The sequence below is a fragment of the Nostocoides sp. genome (assembly GCF_037045025.1).
Classification (GTDB): domain Bacteria; phylum Actinomycetota; class Actinomycetes; order Actinomycetales; family Dermatophilaceae; genus Nostocoides_A.
This window is the reverse complement of sequence record NZ_JBAOHM010000005.1, coordinates 109,771-125,530: the sequence shown is the minus strand read 5'-3', so window position 1 is coordinate 125,530 and position 15,760 is coordinate 109,771. Positions and strand designations below refer to the sequence as shown.

The following is a 15,760-nucleotide window of genomic DNA, read 5'->3' as shown; positions in this document are numbered from 1 at the left end:
GGCCGAGCACCTGCACCCTCACCGTGATCGCCCGTCATAGTCCCCGCAGACACTCCACCGTCGTGGCGTGCCCGGCGCCGTTGGGCCCAGAGGGGCCCACGACCTCGCCCGGGGCCACGGTGAGGGAGACGTCGCCGCACCGTGGCCCCGGGCATGGGACTTGCCCAGCCCACGCACTGACACGGCCACTGTGCGGGCCCCGGTCTGCGGGGGTGGTGCTTATGTCGACTGCGTCGCGTCGTCGTGGCGGACGGGGGCCGACGGCCACCGCCATGCGATCCGGAAGATCGCAGCGAGCAGCAGTACCTCAACGACGCTGCCGACGATGTAGTACGCCCACGACTCGCCGACGGCGGCCGCGATGATGCTGCTGATGTACGCGACGCTCACGACGAGTTGGACAACCCGGTTGACCCTGGCTCTGAGCGTCAGGGACAGGGGCACCATGAGCGCCGGCGCGAGGATGTAGACCAGAGTGAGAACGAGAAAGGCCTGGTTGACGGTGAACCCCGTGGTCGCCACCTTCCCGGCCATGGCGGCGTGCAGGACATCCGCGCGCAGGTAGGCGAAGATGTCGATGTAAGCGAAGACGAACAGCATCGCTGTCCACAGGCCGCTCAGCATGACCTTGACGTCGACCGGGTCGTCCCGGCAGGTCCGGACGGTTGGTACTCTGCGTGTCGCCTGCATGGTGGTCATGTCGATCAACTCCGTTTCCACGCCATCGGAATCGATCCGATGGGGTGATCTTGCGTATGCCGTCACTTCACCGGTACCGGGGGGTCGGTCGGCCGTTACGGTCGCTGCGCAAGGCCGCCCGCCGGCCCTCGCGCAGCATGGCGATGCCGAGCCACAGCAGCCAGGCAATGAGGCCGACACCATTGACCGACATCAGCGGCAGTGAGTTCAGAAGCACCGAGAAGATGCCTACGGCACCAAGCAGCAAGCCCAGGTAGTTGAGCAACCGGGGGAGTTCCCGGGCACGCAGCGCCGCCCAGCTGAGCACCAGCACCCACAGCGAGAACGTCATCGTCTCGCCGCCTCCGGCACCCAGGCCGGTTTCGATGGAGGTGAGCGTGGTGTAGACCGTGGCGGCTTGTGCCGGGTCATGACTGTGGAGCCTGACCACCGTGTCCAGGTCGGTGATCTGCAGGGTGCCGATGACGATGACCAGCACCGCATAGATCAGACCCGCGGTGGTCGCGGCGTGAACCAGGGAGGATCGAGACTTGAGGCGCTCCGAGAGCGAAAGCGACAGGACGACGAGGCAGGCGCCGAAGACCAGGTAGATGATGATGTACCACGCGCGCATAGCGGCGTGGTTGTCGGAAAGGAGTCCCACCGCCTTGCCGGGAGCGGCTTCGGTGCCGCCCAGGCCTTTCGGCAGCAGCATGGCGATGAACACGGCCGGGCCAGTGAGATTCGTCGCCGCTCCAGCCAAGGCGGCCATGCCGCCCGTTCGCCACGAGCTGGTCGTCTCCGGAATCGTGGCCTGCGGTGCAACTGTATGGATGCTCGTCATTGCGATCTCCTCACCTCGTCGACGGGACACATCAGACGACCCTCGCGGCCACGACGTGACCGCGGTGGGGCCGGGACGTGGTGATCAGTGACAAGCCGTGGGGAACCAAGGCCACAGCCAGGGCGAAGGCGGCCAGGAGATTGATGATCTCGGCGCCGTCCGGGAAGCTGACGAACAGCAGGCTGACCGCCAGGAGTCCCACCTGCCAGCGCGGAAGTGCTCCGGTCCTCCAGAGGCCGACCGTCCGGAGGAGCACCCCGAGCGGTCCCAGCACCATGCCCCAGACCAGCGCCATCCAACCCTTGAACGAGAAGGTCGCCACCAGGCCCGGCATCATCTGCTCGAAGCTGTGAGCGGGCAGGGTGTCTAGACCGAAGTTACGGCTGGTTGACGTGGCGAACCCCCTGCTGGGCAGGGGGTTCGCTGGTTTGGGTGTTGGTGGTTCTGTCTACTTGCCGTTGATGGTTAGGGGGATGGGGGCGTTTAGGAGGGCGAAGGTGTGGCGTTGGGTGGGGGGTGGGTTCGGCCAGGGTGGGCACGAGGGGTGTGGTGTGGTCGGTGCCGTAGCGCAGGTCGTTGCGGGTCAGGGTGGCGAGGTGTTTGAGCAGGGCCGGGAAGGACCGCACGGGCTGGTCGTGGTCGTCGGTGTGTCGGGAGGCTTTGCGGTCCGCGGCTGGGGAGCGGTGGGCGGGGGCGACCGGGTCGGCGGGTGTTGGCGGGTGTTCGTCGGTGTAGGTCAGGGGGGCTAGGGTGGCGCGTAGGTGCCAGGTCAGGTAGGCGGCGAGCATCACAATCAGGACGTGGGCGCGGACGCGGTCTTCGAGGCGGTGGTAGATCGGGCGCAGGTCGAGGTCGGTGGCTTTGATGCTGCGGAAGTCGCGTTCGACGTGGGCGAGGTTTTTGTAGGCCTGGACGATGCTGGCGGGGGTGAGGGTCTCGGCGGGCGTTGGGGTGCGTAGCACGTAGATGCCGTCGAGGGCGGCTTCGGCGGCGATCTGGCTGGTTTTGCGGGTGATCACCACGGTGGTGTCGGTGATGGTCAGGTCGAAGTGTTTGGCCATCGGGTATTTGTTGAGGAGTTTGCCGACCCGCAGGCCGATCGTGTCGGCGCCGGCTAGCCGGCCCTCGGCCACTGCTCGCTGGGTGGGGGCCAGGGCGGTTTCGGTGGCGGTGAGCAGGTCCTCGCGTTTGCGGGCGCGTTCGGTGGCCAGGAACGGGTTGCGGCAGGCGATCAGCCGTTCCCCGGGGTAGTCGGGGTGGCTGATTTCGGCCAGGTTGTGTTCATCGAACAGGGTTGGTTGAAGCGGGCCGCCCTCGGCGGCAAGGGTTTTGATCGCGGGGGCGCGCAGCGCGGTGATCCAGCCGAGGTCGGCTCGGGTGGCCGGGTCGGTGTTGGTGTGGCGGATCGCGGTGATCCGGGCGGTGGTGATCATGCCGCGGTCGCCGACCATGACCATCTCGGTGAGTTTGAAGGTGTCCCGCACCAGGGTGACGGCCTCGATGAACGCGGTGGGGTCGGCGGTGTTGCCGGGGAAGACCCGGATCGCGACCGGGCGACCGGCCGGGTCGGTCAGCAGCCCGTACTCGATCTGGGTGCGGTTCTTCTTCCCGTCGCGGGAGTAGCCGCGCCGGGCCAGTGGGCAGTGGCTGCCTTCCATCCACGAGGACGATAGGTCGAACAGCGCCATCCGGGCGGGGTTGGCGTCGGCGGCCAGGTGGCGCCGGGCCAGCTGCTTCTCGATCGCGTCCTGGCGCCCGAGTAGCCAGTCCATCGCCGCGTAGACCTCGTCGGTGGAGGCACCGGCCAGGTCGAGGTCGACGCCCAGGGTGGTGTCGGCCCACCAGGAGATGGTCGCCAGCTTCGAGCCGGGTGCCAGCACTCGGGCGATGATCAGCCCCATCGCCAGGTCCCGGGCCCGCCCGGGCGGCCCGAGTAGCCCGGGTAGGCCCAGGGCCCGGGCTTGGGCCCACACCGCGGCCACATGCCCGTGCGGCAGGGAGCGGGTGATGGTGGCGGCCTGGTCGGCCGGGATGAACGCCTGCCCGGCCAGGCGGGCCCGGATCACCTCGATCAGCTCGGCCGGCAGGTGGGAGAGGTTCGCGACCGTCTCGTTGCGTACCTTGCCGTTCTCCCGCCAGGAACGCCGCAACAGGTGGGTCTCGTAGTCCCGGGCCACCCCGTCCTTACCAACATAGTGACGACGGTGCGTGGTCACATGAACCGCTCCACCACGTTTCGCCATACCGCCAAAATATCACACCGTGCCGGATCGATCGATCCACTTTAGTGACGACACACCGAGGGGTTAGAAGCCGCATCACTGCAGGTCAAAACGGGGATCAGCCCTCAAACCACTCGCAACTTCGGTCTAGAGCGCTCATCGTCAGGCACATCGCGCCCTTGTCGGCTGCCAACAGGCATGCGCCCACCATGGCCAGGCCGCCACCGATGAAGCCGATCGGTGCGGATGGAGTGTGCTCGAGCAGGTGCATGAAGTGCAGGGCGACGACGATCATCAGGGCCGTGTTGAGCGTGACCAGGACGTGGGCGAACTGAAGCATCCCGTTCCCTTGGGCCCTGCGGATAAGCTCCTCGGGCGTGAGCAGCTGGGGATGCAGCAGGTCCGGGTGGACTGCGAAGGCGAACACCCAGATCGTCGGGAACACAATGAGCGCCACGCCCGTGCCGAAGGTCTTTGCGTGTGTCAGGTCGTGGATCCGGTTCATCGCTGCGCCTCCGTGGCGGCGAGTCCGGGCTCGATCCGGAACACGGGATAGTTGACGGCGATCGCCGCGATCTCCTCCACGGTCGCGTCGGGTTCGATGCCGAAGTAGTGACGAGCCTCTGCGGTGCGGACCATGGGTCGTCCGCGCGGGCTGGGTCGATGCACATACGCGTAGATAATCTCGGCGCGCTGCGCGACGGGCACCTCGGCCAGGTGCGCGGCATACCGACGCTGGTCGCTGGTGAGCATGACCTGCCCATCGGCCGCGCGGACGTTGCGGACCCACTCGGACTCGCCGGCCAAGGACACCAGGTAGTGCTCGCCCTGGATATCGGTCCGGACCAGCAGGGTCCTACGTGGCTGACCCGTGCGACGGCCGGGCACTTCGAGCTCGACAACGTAACCGGGGGTCATGCCGAGCTTCCTGAAGAACGGCGCGATCGACTGGAGCCGTCGATAGAAGCGGGGCGGACGTCGGTAAGGGGTGCGAGCGGCATACTCGACAGGCCCGAAGAAGCCTTCGGGGAGTAGGCGACGGCGAGTCATGGGGCATCTGGCCTTTCGGTGTCGGGGGGATGAGGAGTCCGCCGGCGAGTGCCTCGAAGAGCATGGGCACGTAGGAGATGCCCCGGACGGCTCGGTAGGCCGTCGCGAGGGGGGTCAGCGAGATCGCCAGGTTCGCCAGCCAGAAGCCGTTGCCCCGCCAGGGTCACCCGGGCGAAGATCCTGCGCGGGAGCGCCGAGGCTGCCGTGATCGCTTCGTGGCGCCGAGCCCGTGGGCTTGGATCAGCCGGGGGGTTCGATACCGTTCTCACGTTCTCTGCCACCCTGATCGAGCCGGAATGGTGGATAACGGTCCGTCAGCAGGCTGGCGTAGGCGATCACCCGGAACACCCACCCGTTGAGGCCGACGACGAAACGCCACAGGCCGCGGGGGTAGGACGCCGTGAACAGCAGGGCGATACCGGCGAAGAACGCCAACAGGCCGATCAGTCCCGGCACGCTGGTGCCCTGTTCCCAGCCGCCGTCACCGGTAGAGGGCTGGGATCCGAGCAGGATGGCGAGGATGAGGAAGTGCGGTATCGGCAACAGCCACCATTGCACCAAAGCCTTTCCACGCGAAGGGTGTTCGGGATAGGAGATGGTCAGCCGGGCCGGATAGTCCGGCACGTCGGCGAGCGTGAATGGCGGATAGCGGTCGGTGGCCAGAGCGCTGTAACCGTAGTACTGCACACGCCACGACCAGCGCAGCACGCCGCCGGTGTAGTCGAACGCCCAGCGCGGATACCGCCCGGTCGTCAGGATGGCCACGAACGCGATCACCGTGACGACCAGGTAGCCGACGTAGAGCACGAGCAGCACCAGGCAGTGTGGGATCAGCAGCAGCCACTTGACGAGCCACAGCCACCTGGACAGCGGCTCATCCAAGGTTGCGTCGAGTTGCAGCGGGTATGCCGTGGACGGCGGTGCCGGAGGATCGGTCCCGGTGGATTCCATGGCCGCCGATGGGAGGACAGTTGACATGATGTGCTCCGTTCAGTGGTGCGGGATTGGGGGCTGGCCGGACGCGACAGCGACCGGAGTGGAGGTGGTGCCTGCCGCCGCGATTGTCACTGGCGATCGGCCATCCGCCGGACCGGTGGCCACGGCTTCGAGAAGCTCGGGTTCCAATGCACGCGGCGGGGTGAACCCCTTGGCGATCAACCACACCGCCATCACCATCTCCTGCACCAGGATCGGGATGTTGAGCAACGTGTTGACCGTGGAGAACCCGAAGGCCTGGGTGTAGCCGGCGTAGATGGTGGCGATATAGGACAGGGCTACTGCTGCGATGCCCCATCCCGAGAGCCAACGCGGCAACAGTCGCGCCCGGAACAGTACGAGGTAGTACAGGAGTGCCCCGGTGAGAAACGCGAGCAGGCCGAGGAACCCGAGCGCCCAGTGGCGCATGGCCAGCATCGAGTCTGCGGCGGCCTGGGCCGCTGGCGCGAGGGCACGTGCCGTCTGGGCATCCTGACTCAGGGTCAACGCCGCGAGCAGGCCGAGGGAGGCGACCATCACGAACACGCCCTCGACCAGCCTTCCGGCGACAGCTCCCAGGGCAAGCCCGCGGTTGTGACTTCGCAGGACCGGATATAACGCGACGGCGATCCCGGCGCCTGTAGCTGCCCACAAGAACTCCAAGAGGGCGGTCAGGAGCACACCGCTCTGACGGGACGGCAACTGGGCGAGGTAGTTGCCGTTGTCCAGGGTTGAGCCCAGGGGTGCGGCGCTCAGGATGCTGATGACCGTGCAGGCGATGAGCAGCACTCCTGCGGCGATTGCGTGTCCTCGATACGGCTTGAGGGCGGATTGCGACGGGACGTGTGTCGACATGGCGGGTTCCTCACTCACGGGTGGGGGCAGCGGGTCGCTGGCGGCCGGTGCCTGAGCGGGCTGGGCCGTTCTCGGGTTTAGCGGCCGGCACTGGACGGCTGGTGACCCCCTGGTTGGCCGAGGTCTCGGCCGATCTGGGTTGGATGGGCTCGACCGCGTCGAAGCCCTTGGCGAGCAGCCAGATACCGAAGACGATCTCCTGGATGCCGATCGGTAGGGCGAGCGGCACGTAACTCGTCACCGGCGCGTCGGCATATAGGGCCAGGCAGCAGGCGATGGCCATCAAGGGCAGCGCGGCGATGCCCCACCCCGAGAGCCATCGCGGGACGAGCCGGGTCCGGTAGAAGGCGATGTAGTACATGAGCCCACCGGCGACGAAGGCGCTGACCGCTGCGATGCCGGCGCGATCGTGAACGGAGACCAGGGTGTCACTGACGGCCTGCCAGGCGGACTGTCCACCGGCCGATCCGGGGTGGGCGGTGGCGATGCTGAGCACCGTCATCAGGCTCACGGCACCGACGATGTAGAACACCGCTTCGATTGACCTGAAGACGACCGCACCCAAGGCGAGTGTCGGATGGGTGCGGCGCAACACGGCATACAGCGCGATGGCGATGCCGAGACTGCACCCCGCGGCGAGCAGTCGCAACAGGAGCGCGGTGGCCATCGTGCCGGGGCGTGCAGCCACCCGGGTCAGGTAGTCGGTTCCGGTCAACTCGGGCGCCACACGATCGGCGACGAGAGTAGCGGCGGTGGCGATGATGAACAGCGTCCCGGCGATGATGGAGATCCTGCGGGTCGGGTTCATGACGAACTGCCTTGATCTGCCGAGCCGGCCCCGCCCAGAATGCGGGGCGTGCCGCTACGGCCAAGCGCGAACAGCCGGTGCCGCACCAGCGCGAACCGCAGCGGCAACAGCAGCCCTAGAGCAGATAGGCCGGCCCGATCAGCGTCCTGAATGTCTCGCTGAGGATGCCCAGCGCGCCGGTGACGATCCCGAGCACGGCGAGGGCCCGGCCGAAGTCCTCCCGCCTCATCGGTGCAGATGCGGTACAGCCTGGCCCAGGACAGCTCGGCTGGCGATGCGATGACGCCTGGATGGGCTGCTGGTTCAGCGCTCATATCGGTGTCCGATGCCGACGGTGAGCAGGTAGCCCATGATCCACACCTCGCCGACGATGGATGGCAGCGTGATGAGCTGGCTGACCAGGTCGGTGCCCGGCAGCAGGTATGCCGTGAACGCACTGAGGAGGTATCCGACCCCGGCCAAGACGAGGGTCCACCCGAGCGCCTTCGGCTGCCAGCGAGAACGCAGGACCAGCCACCCCATGGGGATGAGCCAGAGTCCGAAGAAGACCGCAGCGACCCCCCAGAGGTGACCGCTCGTGACGTAGAGCAGTTGAACCGTCGCGGCCGCGCCGATACCGGTGGCCAGGGAGGTGTCGGTGGCCACCTGGTGCGCGGTGGCGAGCAGCGCCGCGCTGCGGAGGATGGCCGTCGCGCCGGCCATCCCGAACAGCACCAGCGCGCCCGCAGCGACACGGTCGACGCCGCGATACAGGCGATAGAAGCAGAGTGCCGTCAGAGCCTGGGCCAGGACGATGGCGAGCTCGAGGGCGATGCCGAGTCGCACCAGCCCCTCGTGCCCGGTGAGGTTGGATAAGGTGGCCGCGGGATCGCCGTCCACGAACAGCTGTCCGCGGACGACGAAGGTCCCGAGGATCCCTGCGACGAAGAACGCAAGATAAAAGGCCCCCGTGGTCCGGGCCGTGTTTCTCAGCTCCGTGCCCACTGCCGCTGGTGCTGCCGCGATGATCGCGTCGGTCATGCGCACTCCTTGATGTCATCGATACGGTCTTTGTGGCCACCGGGCGAAGGGCCGTCCCTGCGCCTGGCTCTGGGTGAATGTGCTGCTGTCCTGGCCACACTGACGTGACCTAAAGGCCAGCTCTGCATTGGCATCACGAGGAGAGCGCGGCTCACGACGAGTCAGAACATCACCTGGTTCAAGGCCAAGGGTTCAAGGCCAAGGGTTCAAGGCCAGGGACTCGAGGCCGCTGGCTCAAGGCCACGGCGACGCCCACCAGGCCCACCAACCCCGGGCCGGATGGATCCCACCGTCCACCCGTCCGATGCCTACGACAGTCGACCGGTCCGCACGAGAGGCCATGTCACGCCCCATTCCCTGGGCCCCTGAGCGACCTTCTGATCTGCCCTCAGACCCATCTTCAGTATGGGCGTCCGCCAGGTTTGCAGGCAGATGAATGTGACGCATCAGACTCATTCCGTGCTTGACTTCCGGGGATTGCTTGAGTAGGTAGCGCTTGCGGCTATGAGTGGGCTCGGAGGGCTCGGCTGCTGGCATGCGGTCGGCGAACGTGATGGCGCATGCGTTCAGGGCCGGCTTTCGCGGTACGGCCCAGCAAGCGTAGGCGATGGAGAGAGCGGACCGATGGGCGCAGGCGAGGCGGTCAGCGTCATGCCATGCAGCATTGGGCCTCTTGACGTGTCACAGAGTGTTACATGGAATGCACAGTATGAGTCATAGCCCGGCTTCAGCGATGGACCGTCGGGACAAGGCACGGCGCAACGCCTTCCTGAACACGGCAACCAAAGTCTTCGCTCATCGGGGCTTCGAGGCGCCGACGATGGAGGAGACTCGCTGTTGCCTGCAGGTGCCAGCGGCGCACCCTGTACCGCTACATCGCCTCCAAGGACGACATGTTCTGGGCGGCGGCGGTGCTGGCCTACTCCAGTCTGGTCGAGCGCTTCCAGATCGTCTTCGGGATCTGGGAGTCAGCGCAGCTTCCGTCCCTCGCGCGACTGCGCTCCTGGGGTGACACCTACCTGCAGTACTCCCTCGACTTCCCCGAGGCATTCCGGATGGTGATGGCGGGACGCGAGCGGACCGTCGCAGCCCACGCGGCCGCACGGGCCGACCTTGAGCATCTGGCTGCAGCAACAGGGATGGGTCCCCGGCTGGCGGAGCTCGCGGCCCTTGACCAAGCGATGCGAAGAACGAGGAGCGTGGGATTCCCCTTGGCCACAACCGGGGATCCCGACTTGGCCACCAGGGGTTTCTCATGGCCAACAGACAGCTCGAAGAGGGCTCGGCGGCAGCCGCCATTGCCGCGCCTGGGTAGCGCATCAACGATGGCACGATCGCGACAACTGGTGGCAGGCGCCCCGTCATCACGACCTCTTCGATGCGCCCCAAGCACTCCGCTCGTTTGAGCACTACTAGCTGGCCGGCACCAGGGACATGATGCGTCCTTGGTACTTGAAAACCATCTACGTACCGGAGTACCCTAGAAGGGTACGCGATTGGATGCGCATCCTCGGAGGTCGTCATTACCGCATCAACGGAAACCATGACCGCGACGTTCTTCGAGCTCGTCGTCCGGTTCGGGTACCGCCGGGCCACCGTCGATGACGTGGCCCGGATCTGCCGGGTCTCCAAGCGCACTGTCTATGAGCGGTTCCCGAGCAAGGAGGCCCTCTACGAGGCCGCGTTGACCCAGTGGGCCCGTGGGCAGCGGAAGTCGGTGCAGGCCCGGCTGACGACGACCGCCCCAGCGGCGCAGGTGCGGGAGCTCATCGCGTTGGCGTTCGCTGACGCACGCGCGGCCTCGGACGTGGCCCCGCCGCCGACCACTGGGGTCGACGAACCACTGGACCTCGTCATCGAGGTCAACGAGCGCGTCTTCGCACCCATGGTGCTCGACCTCATCCGCCGCGGCAACGTCGATGGCTCCTGGCACGTCGAGGACCCTGAGACGACCGCGCGGTTCTGCATAGCCGTCGGCGTCGAGGCGATCAACCAGCTGCGCCGCGACCCGACGCGCGACCTCGAGCCCGCCACCGCAGCCGCCATGCTGCGCCTGCTCGGAGCCCCAGAACACACCACGAAGCAACGCACGAGGAAGTGACCTCATTATGTCGCACCCTGTCGATGCCCCGGCAACCCGAATGGTCGTCCGCGTCTTCGGCCTGATCGCCGCACTCGCCGGCACCGAGCACGGGATCGGAGAGATCCTCCAAGGCCCGATCGCGCCTTTCGGGGTGGTCGTGCCGTCCTGGCCCGGCTCCCCGTTCTTCCGGATCGAGGGCGGTGAACCCGCCCTGGTCCTCATCCCCGACCTGCGCACCGCTGGCCTGGTCACCATCGTGGTCAGCGCCCTCCTGACGATCCGGGCCTGGCGCGCCGCCAACAGCGCCCCCCGCTGGCGGGCGGAGCTGCTGGCGCTGTCGGTGGCCCTGCTGCTCGCCGGTGGTGGCTTCGGTCCGCCACTGCTTGGCTGCGCCATCGCCGCTATGGCCGGGCGGACGCACCGCTCCCCACGCATGGATCGGCATCCGGTGCTTCGGTCTCGGCTCGCCGCCTTTTTCCCGGCAACCTTGTATGCCGCTGTCGCGGCGTGGCTGCTCGTCCTGCCCGGGCTGCCGCTGATCGACCAGGTCGTCGGTGTCAGCGGCGTTCTCGTCGGGCCAACCGTGGCGCTGGCCGCCCTGGCCCTGTTGTTGGCTGTCGCGTCCGCACGCGCCACGGACGCGGTCTCCTCAGGGCAAGAAGCGACGCTCAACGCTGGCCTGGTTCCCGGTGTGCGGGCGGGCTGGGCGAAGTAGGCTGACGGTGTTGAGTTACGTTGTGCCGTGCGCGGGCACGTGTTCGCGGTGGAGAAGCCAAAGCAACGGCGCCGCGACCCTCATGCCGGGCAGAAGTCTCCATCGGGAGGCACGCATGGGCACGCCACAGCCGCATCCGGGTAGGCCCTCCGAGCGCGTTTCGGTGGTCGCCACGGCGGCAAGCGATCGGCATACCCTGCGGGTGGTCTGGGGTTGGGTGTGGGCCGTTGCCATCGAGGTGCTCTTCGCCGCCGTCACGGGGCTCACGCTCTCCTTGTGGGCCACCGATGCCGGCTATGTCGAGACGACACCGGTCACGGACGTGGGGTTCGGCGCCCTCGGGGCCGTCATGGTGGCCGGGTTCGCCAGCCAGGTCCGGCGTCGGCCACCCCCGACCGGTGCGGTCCAGGCCGTGGTGGCGGCACTGGCCCTGGCGCTGGCCGGACTCGGCGGGGCCCGCGTCGAGCCCCTCGCCGGTGGGCTGTTCCTGACCGGGATGGGCGCCGTGATGTGGTGGCTTCGCCCCCGGCCGTCCCCGACGCGCCAGTCTGGACAGCTCGGTCCCAGCTTGGGCGTCCTCACCGTGGTCGCGATCGCCACGGCCATTCCGTATGCCGTGCATCTGACCGCTGCGGCCCGCGACAGCGGGGCCTCATGCTTCCTTGGCCGGTGCGCGCACGGAGACCGGCTTGCCGAGCTCGCCGCTCTCGCCCTCACCATCGCGGCCCTGGCGGTCGTCGCCGCCCGGTCCGGGGGTCGGCTGCCGATTGGAGCGCCGGGGTCGCCGCCGCCGTCCTGGGCGTCTCCTCGCTGGCGCTTCCCAAGGCCCAAGGGTCCTTGGGCGTCCTCGGCGGGATCGCCGGCCTGGCCTGGGGATGCGCCTTCGTCGCAATCGGCGAACACCACCTCAAGCACCACCCGAGAGGAGAGGCATCATGAAGGTTCTCGTGGCCTACGCAACCCGCCATGGCTCGACTGCTGGCATCGCCCAGCGGGTCGCCGCGACCCTGACCGAACACGGCGTTCCCGCGCAGGCCCAGCCGGTCGAGCAGGTCAAGGACACCAGCGGCTACGACGCCGTCGTGCTCGGCGGGGCGGCCTACATGTTCCACTGGCTCAAACCGGCGACTCGCTTCGCCAAGAAGCATCACGCGGAGCTGTCCAGCAAACCGGTGTGGCTGTTCAGCAGCGGACCGATCGGCACCGACCTCGTCGACGCCAAGGGCAACGACGTTCTCGAGACCACCCGCCCTCGGGAGTTCGACGACCTCGTCGCCCTGCTGCATCCGCGCGGGGAGAAGGTCTTCTTCGGTGCCTACGACCCCGACGCCCCACCGATCGGGCTCAGTGAGCGGATCGTCCGGCACATGCCCGCCACGCGCGACAGCTTCCCCGCCGGAGACTTCCGCGACTGGGCCGCCATCGACGCCTGGGCAGAGCAGATCGCAACCGAGCTCACCCGGCCCAGCGAGCCGACCTCCTGACCCAGCGAGCTGCGGCTACGACCGGGAGTTCCGCGGTCCGGAGCGAACCGGACCGTGCCGTCGGACCGCGAACAACCCGAGGCCCGCCATCGCGGCCGCTGCGGCGAGGTAGAGCCTCTCGGTCGGGGTGGGTTCGGACAGACGGGCAAGCGCGACGCCGGGCCACAGGTAGCTGGTGAACGCCGTGCCGGACAGCAGGTCCAGCCCGAGATGGTCGTCCTCGAGCCCGGCGGCGAGCGCGGCCCCGCCGCCGACTGCGGTTGCCGCGACGAACCCATCCACCGGCAGCAGGGCCCATCGGAGGCACCGCCCAGCTTGGTGTCGCTGGGTTCCTGTTGTCATCCCCCGCTGCCTTACCTGATCGTCATCCGATCGGCTCATCCGCGCCACGCACGGGTGCGGCATACCTGACCCCACGCACGAGTAGCCAGAGCCCGAGGCCGAACTCGGCAAGGAAGCCGACCACCCACGACGGGTAGCTGATGGCCCGTAGCTCCGGGACCAGCAGCGCCTGCCCGAACCATACGAGGACTCCTGCCCCGTCGAGGAGCAGGAGCCACCCGAGCAGGCGCGGCAGGAACCCGGAGCGGAGCACGAGCCACCCGAGCGGGAACAGCCAGGCGGAGAAGAACAGTTGGGCGGTGGCGAACCCGGTTTGAGAGGCGGTCACGGACAGCAGGGCGAGGTCCTGCCGCTGCGGCTCCGTCAGCGACGGTAGATCCGTGCCGGCGCCGTGCTGGGAGAGCACGAAAAGCAGCGGCAGGTAGCTCGCGCACTGCACCGCCACGCCAACGGCGTTGAGGACCAGCAGGAGCAGCGCCAGCGTCCCGTCGACAGGTCGGAGCAGGACGTAAAGAGCCCAGGCCGTGAGGACGAAGAGCAGGGCCGAGGCGAGCGCCGCCACCAAGCCCACCCGGAACATGCCCTCGTCGTCGAGGATGCTCGCACGCAGGGTCGTGGCGTCGCTCAAGCCGATGTGGCCCAAGCGGCTGGCCAGGATATTGGCGAGGATGTAGGCGAGGTAGAGACCACCGGCCCACCGGGCCACCCGGTTCGGGCTCCATTGCTGTGGCGTTGCGGTCATGGCGCTTCGTCTTCCGGTGACAGGCGGCGAGAGCTCGGTGCCCATCGGTGCGCGCCGGTGACCCAGCCGATCGCCACGCCGAGGGCGAGGACGCGGACGGTGTTGAACACGGTCGCCACGAACAGCCAGCGGCCGAGGTCGGGCAGTCCGGCCCGCAGCTTCGCCGGCACCTCGATCACCACGGTGAGGACGACCAAGGCGGCCAGGGCGAGCGCCAAGGCCTTGACCATCGGCCGATCGCCGGGGACGTGCCGCGGATAGCGCGCCAGCACGAACGTCACAGCGGCTGCAACCACCAGGCCGCCCGCGGCCGCCTCGAGCAGCATCGGGACGTAGGCGATGGACAGGGCCGATCGGTAGTCGGCCGCGACAGGCGTCAACGAGATGAGCAGGTTGGCCAGCCAGAAGCCGGCCGCCCCGGCCAAGACCGGCCCCCACCATCGGGTCCGAGCCGACGCGGTATGCCGTGGGCGGGCTCGGATCGGAGAGCTCGCGACGATGTTGGTCACCGCCCTTCGGATGCCGGGTCTGGTGCCCGGCTCCTGTCCAGCATCCTGCGCGGACGAGGCACAAGGAGCGCGGCTGGCTGGAAGGTCACACCCGAGAGCGTCGGTTCGCCCGGCCCGTTTGTGCGCCCGACTGGATGACTTCAGCACCAATCGCTACTCCCCTGCGGCCCCTCCGGCGGCACCGTCCTCGAGCATGGCCTTCAGGCCGGTCCAGATGGCGCGTTCCTGGCGTCGGCCGATGATCGCGACGATGGGGCCGAGCAGGCGGGCCGGCCCAGCGAGCGACACGTCCCAGTCCCACTGGAACCGCGTGCCCTCCGGGATGGACGCCAACCGGACCTCACCGACCGCGACGCTGCCCGCCATGGTGCTGCGGGAGGCCAGCAGGTGCGGCCGGTCGTAGCCGGTGTACTCGATGTCGATCGCGAGGGGCTTGCCGCCTCTGAGCATCGTGGCGTGGAAGCGGGTGCCGACACCGATGGGTCCGTCGGTGACCTTCTCCGAGTGGGTCATGGCCGGGTTGTAGCGCGGCTCGTTGGTCTGGTCGGCCAGTAGGTCGAAGACCTCCTCGATCGGGCGGTGGATGACGATGCTTCCGCGAACGTGTGCCATATCCTCTTCCCTTCCGTCATGCCGCTGACGAAGAGGGCGTACGCCGTCCCGTCCTTTCAGGTGCTCGTCGTGAATCCCGGGCCAGGTGGAGGAGCTTGACGCCGACCCAGAGGAACCAGGTCGGCAGGAGCAGCCCGTACAGCAGGTAGCTGACACCCATGACGGGGCGCAGCGCCTCGGAGACGATGCCGAGCGCGCCGGTGACCACGCCCACGACGGTCAGCGCGGTGCCGAACCCGCCGCGACGCATGAGCAGGGAGAGCACGAGGATGGCCGCTGCGGTGAGGATGCCCGCCCAGGAGACGGCGTTCGTCGCGGCGATCAACGCATCGGCGGCGCTGACGAGGCCGGCCCGCTCGGTGTCGTTTGCGGCGCCGGCGTACTGGGTGCTCAGGACGACGAGGCCGCCGTGCAGCGACTGTGGGCTGCTGCCCGGGGCCAGCGCGATCGTCTCGGACACGATGCCGGCCAGGCCGCCGAGCGCCGCCATGACCGGGTCCACGCCTCGCAGGGCCAGGGCGAGTGCCGCGAACACCACGAGCGCGGGGACCGCGAGCCCGACGAAGCACACGAGCTCGACGAGGTAGACCGCTCGGTGCTCGGCGATGTAGGCCAGTAGCGGCCCACCCCGGTGGGGCGGCACCGGTGCGGTGAAGACCAAGACGAGTGGCACCAGGACCAGCAGCGCATAGACGCCGCCCGAGATGCCTCCGATCCGATACAGCCGCCGCCAGGTCCACTCCGAAGTCTCCGGGTGATTCGACTCGGCTGTCAAAAATGACATCGAACTCGCCTCCCTAACCTTGTTAGGTTCTCTTCGA

The 15,760-nt window shown here is 68.1% G+C and carries 18 protein-coding genes; 3 read left to right on the top strand and 15 right to left on the bottom strand.

Annotated features, from left to right (window positions below; genetic code table 11):
• Positions 1-219: 219 nt before the first annotated feature.
• The 10 genes from V9G19_RS02990 to V9G19_RS02945 form a co-directional block, all read right to left on the bottom strand.
• The gene (locus V9G19_RS02990; RefSeq protein ID WP_462284013.1) at positions 220-699 is read right to left on the bottom strand and encodes a DUF6326 family protein; all 480 of its coding nucleotides are present in this window, start codon (positions 697-699) and stop codon (positions 220-222) included.
• A gap of 67 nt (positions 700-766) precedes the next feature.
• On the bottom strand, positions 767-1,522 hold the full coding sequence (locus V9G19_RS02985) for a DUF4386 family protein (RefSeq protein ID WP_462284012.1): 756 nt from the start codon (positions 1,520-1,522) through the stop codon (positions 767-769).
• A gap of 31 nt (positions 1,523-1,553) precedes the next feature.
• Positions 1,554-1,859: a hypothetical protein gene (locus V9G19_RS02980; protein WP_462284011.1), complete on the bottom strand. Its 306-nt coding sequence runs from the start codon at positions 1,857-1,859 to the stop codon at positions 1,554-1,556.
• Positions 1,860-1,899: 40 nt separating this feature from the next.
• Complete coding sequence (locus tag V9G19_RS02975) at positions 1,900-3,738, bottom strand: IS1634 family transposase (protein ID WP_462284010.1); 1,839 nt, start codon at positions 3,736-3,738, stop codon at positions 1,900-1,902.
• Between the two features lie 124 nt (positions 3,739-3,862).
• The gene (locus V9G19_RS02970; RefSeq protein WP_462284009.1) at positions 3,863-4,249 is read right to left on the bottom strand and encodes a hypothetical protein; all 387 of its coding nucleotides are present in this window, start codon (positions 4,247-4,249) and stop codon (positions 3,863-3,865) included.
• Positions 4,246-4,794, bottom strand: a complete 549-nt coding sequence (locus V9G19_RS02965; protein ID WP_462284008.1) for a nitroreductase/quinone reductase family protein — start codon at positions 4,792-4,794, stop codon at positions 4,246-4,248. Before V9G19_RS02965 ends, V9G19_RS02970 begins: the two co-directional genes overlap by 4 nt.
• Before the next feature lie 240 nt (positions 4,795-5,034).
• On the bottom strand, positions 5,035-5,772 hold the full coding sequence (locus V9G19_RS02960) for a DUF4389 domain-containing protein (protein WP_462284007.1): 738 nt from the start codon (positions 5,770-5,772) through the stop codon (positions 5,035-5,037).
• Between the two features lie 12 nt (positions 5,773-5,784).
• Positions 5,785-6,624, bottom strand: a complete 840-nt coding sequence (locus tag V9G19_RS02955) for a DUF4386 domain-containing protein (protein WP_462284006.1) — start codon at positions 6,622-6,624, stop codon at positions 5,785-5,787.
• 10 nt (positions 6,625-6,634) lie between these two features.
• Positions 6,635-7,432 (bottom strand): DUF4386 domain-containing protein, encoded by a 798-nt coding sequence (locus V9G19_RS02950; protein ID WP_462284005.1) that lies wholly within the window; start codon positions 7,430-7,432, stop codon positions 6,635-6,637.
• A 303-nt stretch (positions 7,433-7,735) separates the two neighbouring features.
• On the bottom strand, positions 7,736-8,452 hold the full coding sequence (locus tag V9G19_RS02945) for a DUF4386 domain-containing protein (RefSeq protein WP_462284004.1): 717 nt from the start codon (positions 8,450-8,452) through the stop codon (positions 7,736-7,738).
• Between the two features lie 1,543 nt (positions 8,453-9,995).
• On the opposite strand from V9G19_RS02945, the gene V9G19_RS02940 reads away from it, so the two are divergent.
• From V9G19_RS02940 to V9G19_RS02930, 3 genes are all read left to right on the top strand, one after another.
• Complete coding sequence (locus tag V9G19_RS02940) at positions 9,996-10,553, top strand: TetR/AcrR family transcriptional regulator (protein WP_462284003.1); 558 nt, start codon at positions 9,996-9,998, stop codon at positions 10,551-10,553.
• A gap of 7 nt (positions 10,554-10,560) precedes the next feature.
• On the top strand, positions 10,561-11,250 hold the full coding sequence (locus tag V9G19_RS02935) for a hypothetical protein (RefSeq protein WP_462284002.1): 690 nt from the start codon (positions 10,561-10,563) through the stop codon (positions 11,248-11,250).
• A 935-nt stretch (positions 11,251-12,185) separates the two neighbouring features.
• Positions 12,186-12,734, top strand: a complete 549-nt coding sequence (locus V9G19_RS02930) for a flavodoxin domain-containing protein (protein WP_462284001.1) — start codon at positions 12,186-12,188, stop codon at positions 12,732-12,734.
• A gap of 15 nt (positions 12,735-12,749) precedes the next feature.
• Here the strand turns inward: V9G19_RS02930 and V9G19_RS02925 are convergent, their stop codons facing one another.
• From V9G19_RS02925 to V9G19_RS02905, 5 genes are all read right to left on the bottom strand, one after another.
• The gene (locus V9G19_RS02925; protein WP_462284000.1) at positions 12,750-13,016 is read right to left on the bottom strand and encodes a hypothetical protein; all 267 of its coding nucleotides are present in this window, start codon (positions 13,014-13,016) and stop codon (positions 12,750-12,752) included.
• Between the two features lie 82 nt (positions 13,017-13,098).
• On the bottom strand, positions 13,099-13,818 hold the full coding sequence (locus V9G19_RS02920; RefSeq protein ID WP_462283999.1) for a DUF4386 domain-containing protein: 720 nt from the start codon (positions 13,816-13,818) through the stop codon (positions 13,099-13,101).
• Positions 13,815-14,327, bottom strand: coding sequence for a hypothetical protein (locus V9G19_RS02915; protein WP_462283998.1), 513 nt, complete (start codon positions 14,325-14,327; stop codon positions 13,815-13,817). Before V9G19_RS02915 ends, V9G19_RS02920 begins: the two co-directional genes overlap by 4 nt.
• A gap of 153 nt (positions 14,328-14,480) precedes the next feature.
• Positions 14,481-14,939, bottom strand: coding sequence for an SRPBCC family protein (locus V9G19_RS02910; RefSeq protein WP_462283997.1), 459 nt, complete (start codon positions 14,937-14,939; stop codon positions 14,481-14,483).
• Positions 14,940-14,955: 16 nt separating this feature from the next.
• Positions 14,956-15,723, bottom strand: coding sequence for a hypothetical protein (locus V9G19_RS02905; RefSeq protein ID WP_462283996.1), 768 nt, complete (start codon positions 15,721-15,723; stop codon positions 14,956-14,958).
• Between the last annotated feature and the right edge of the window lie 37 nt (positions 15,724-15,760).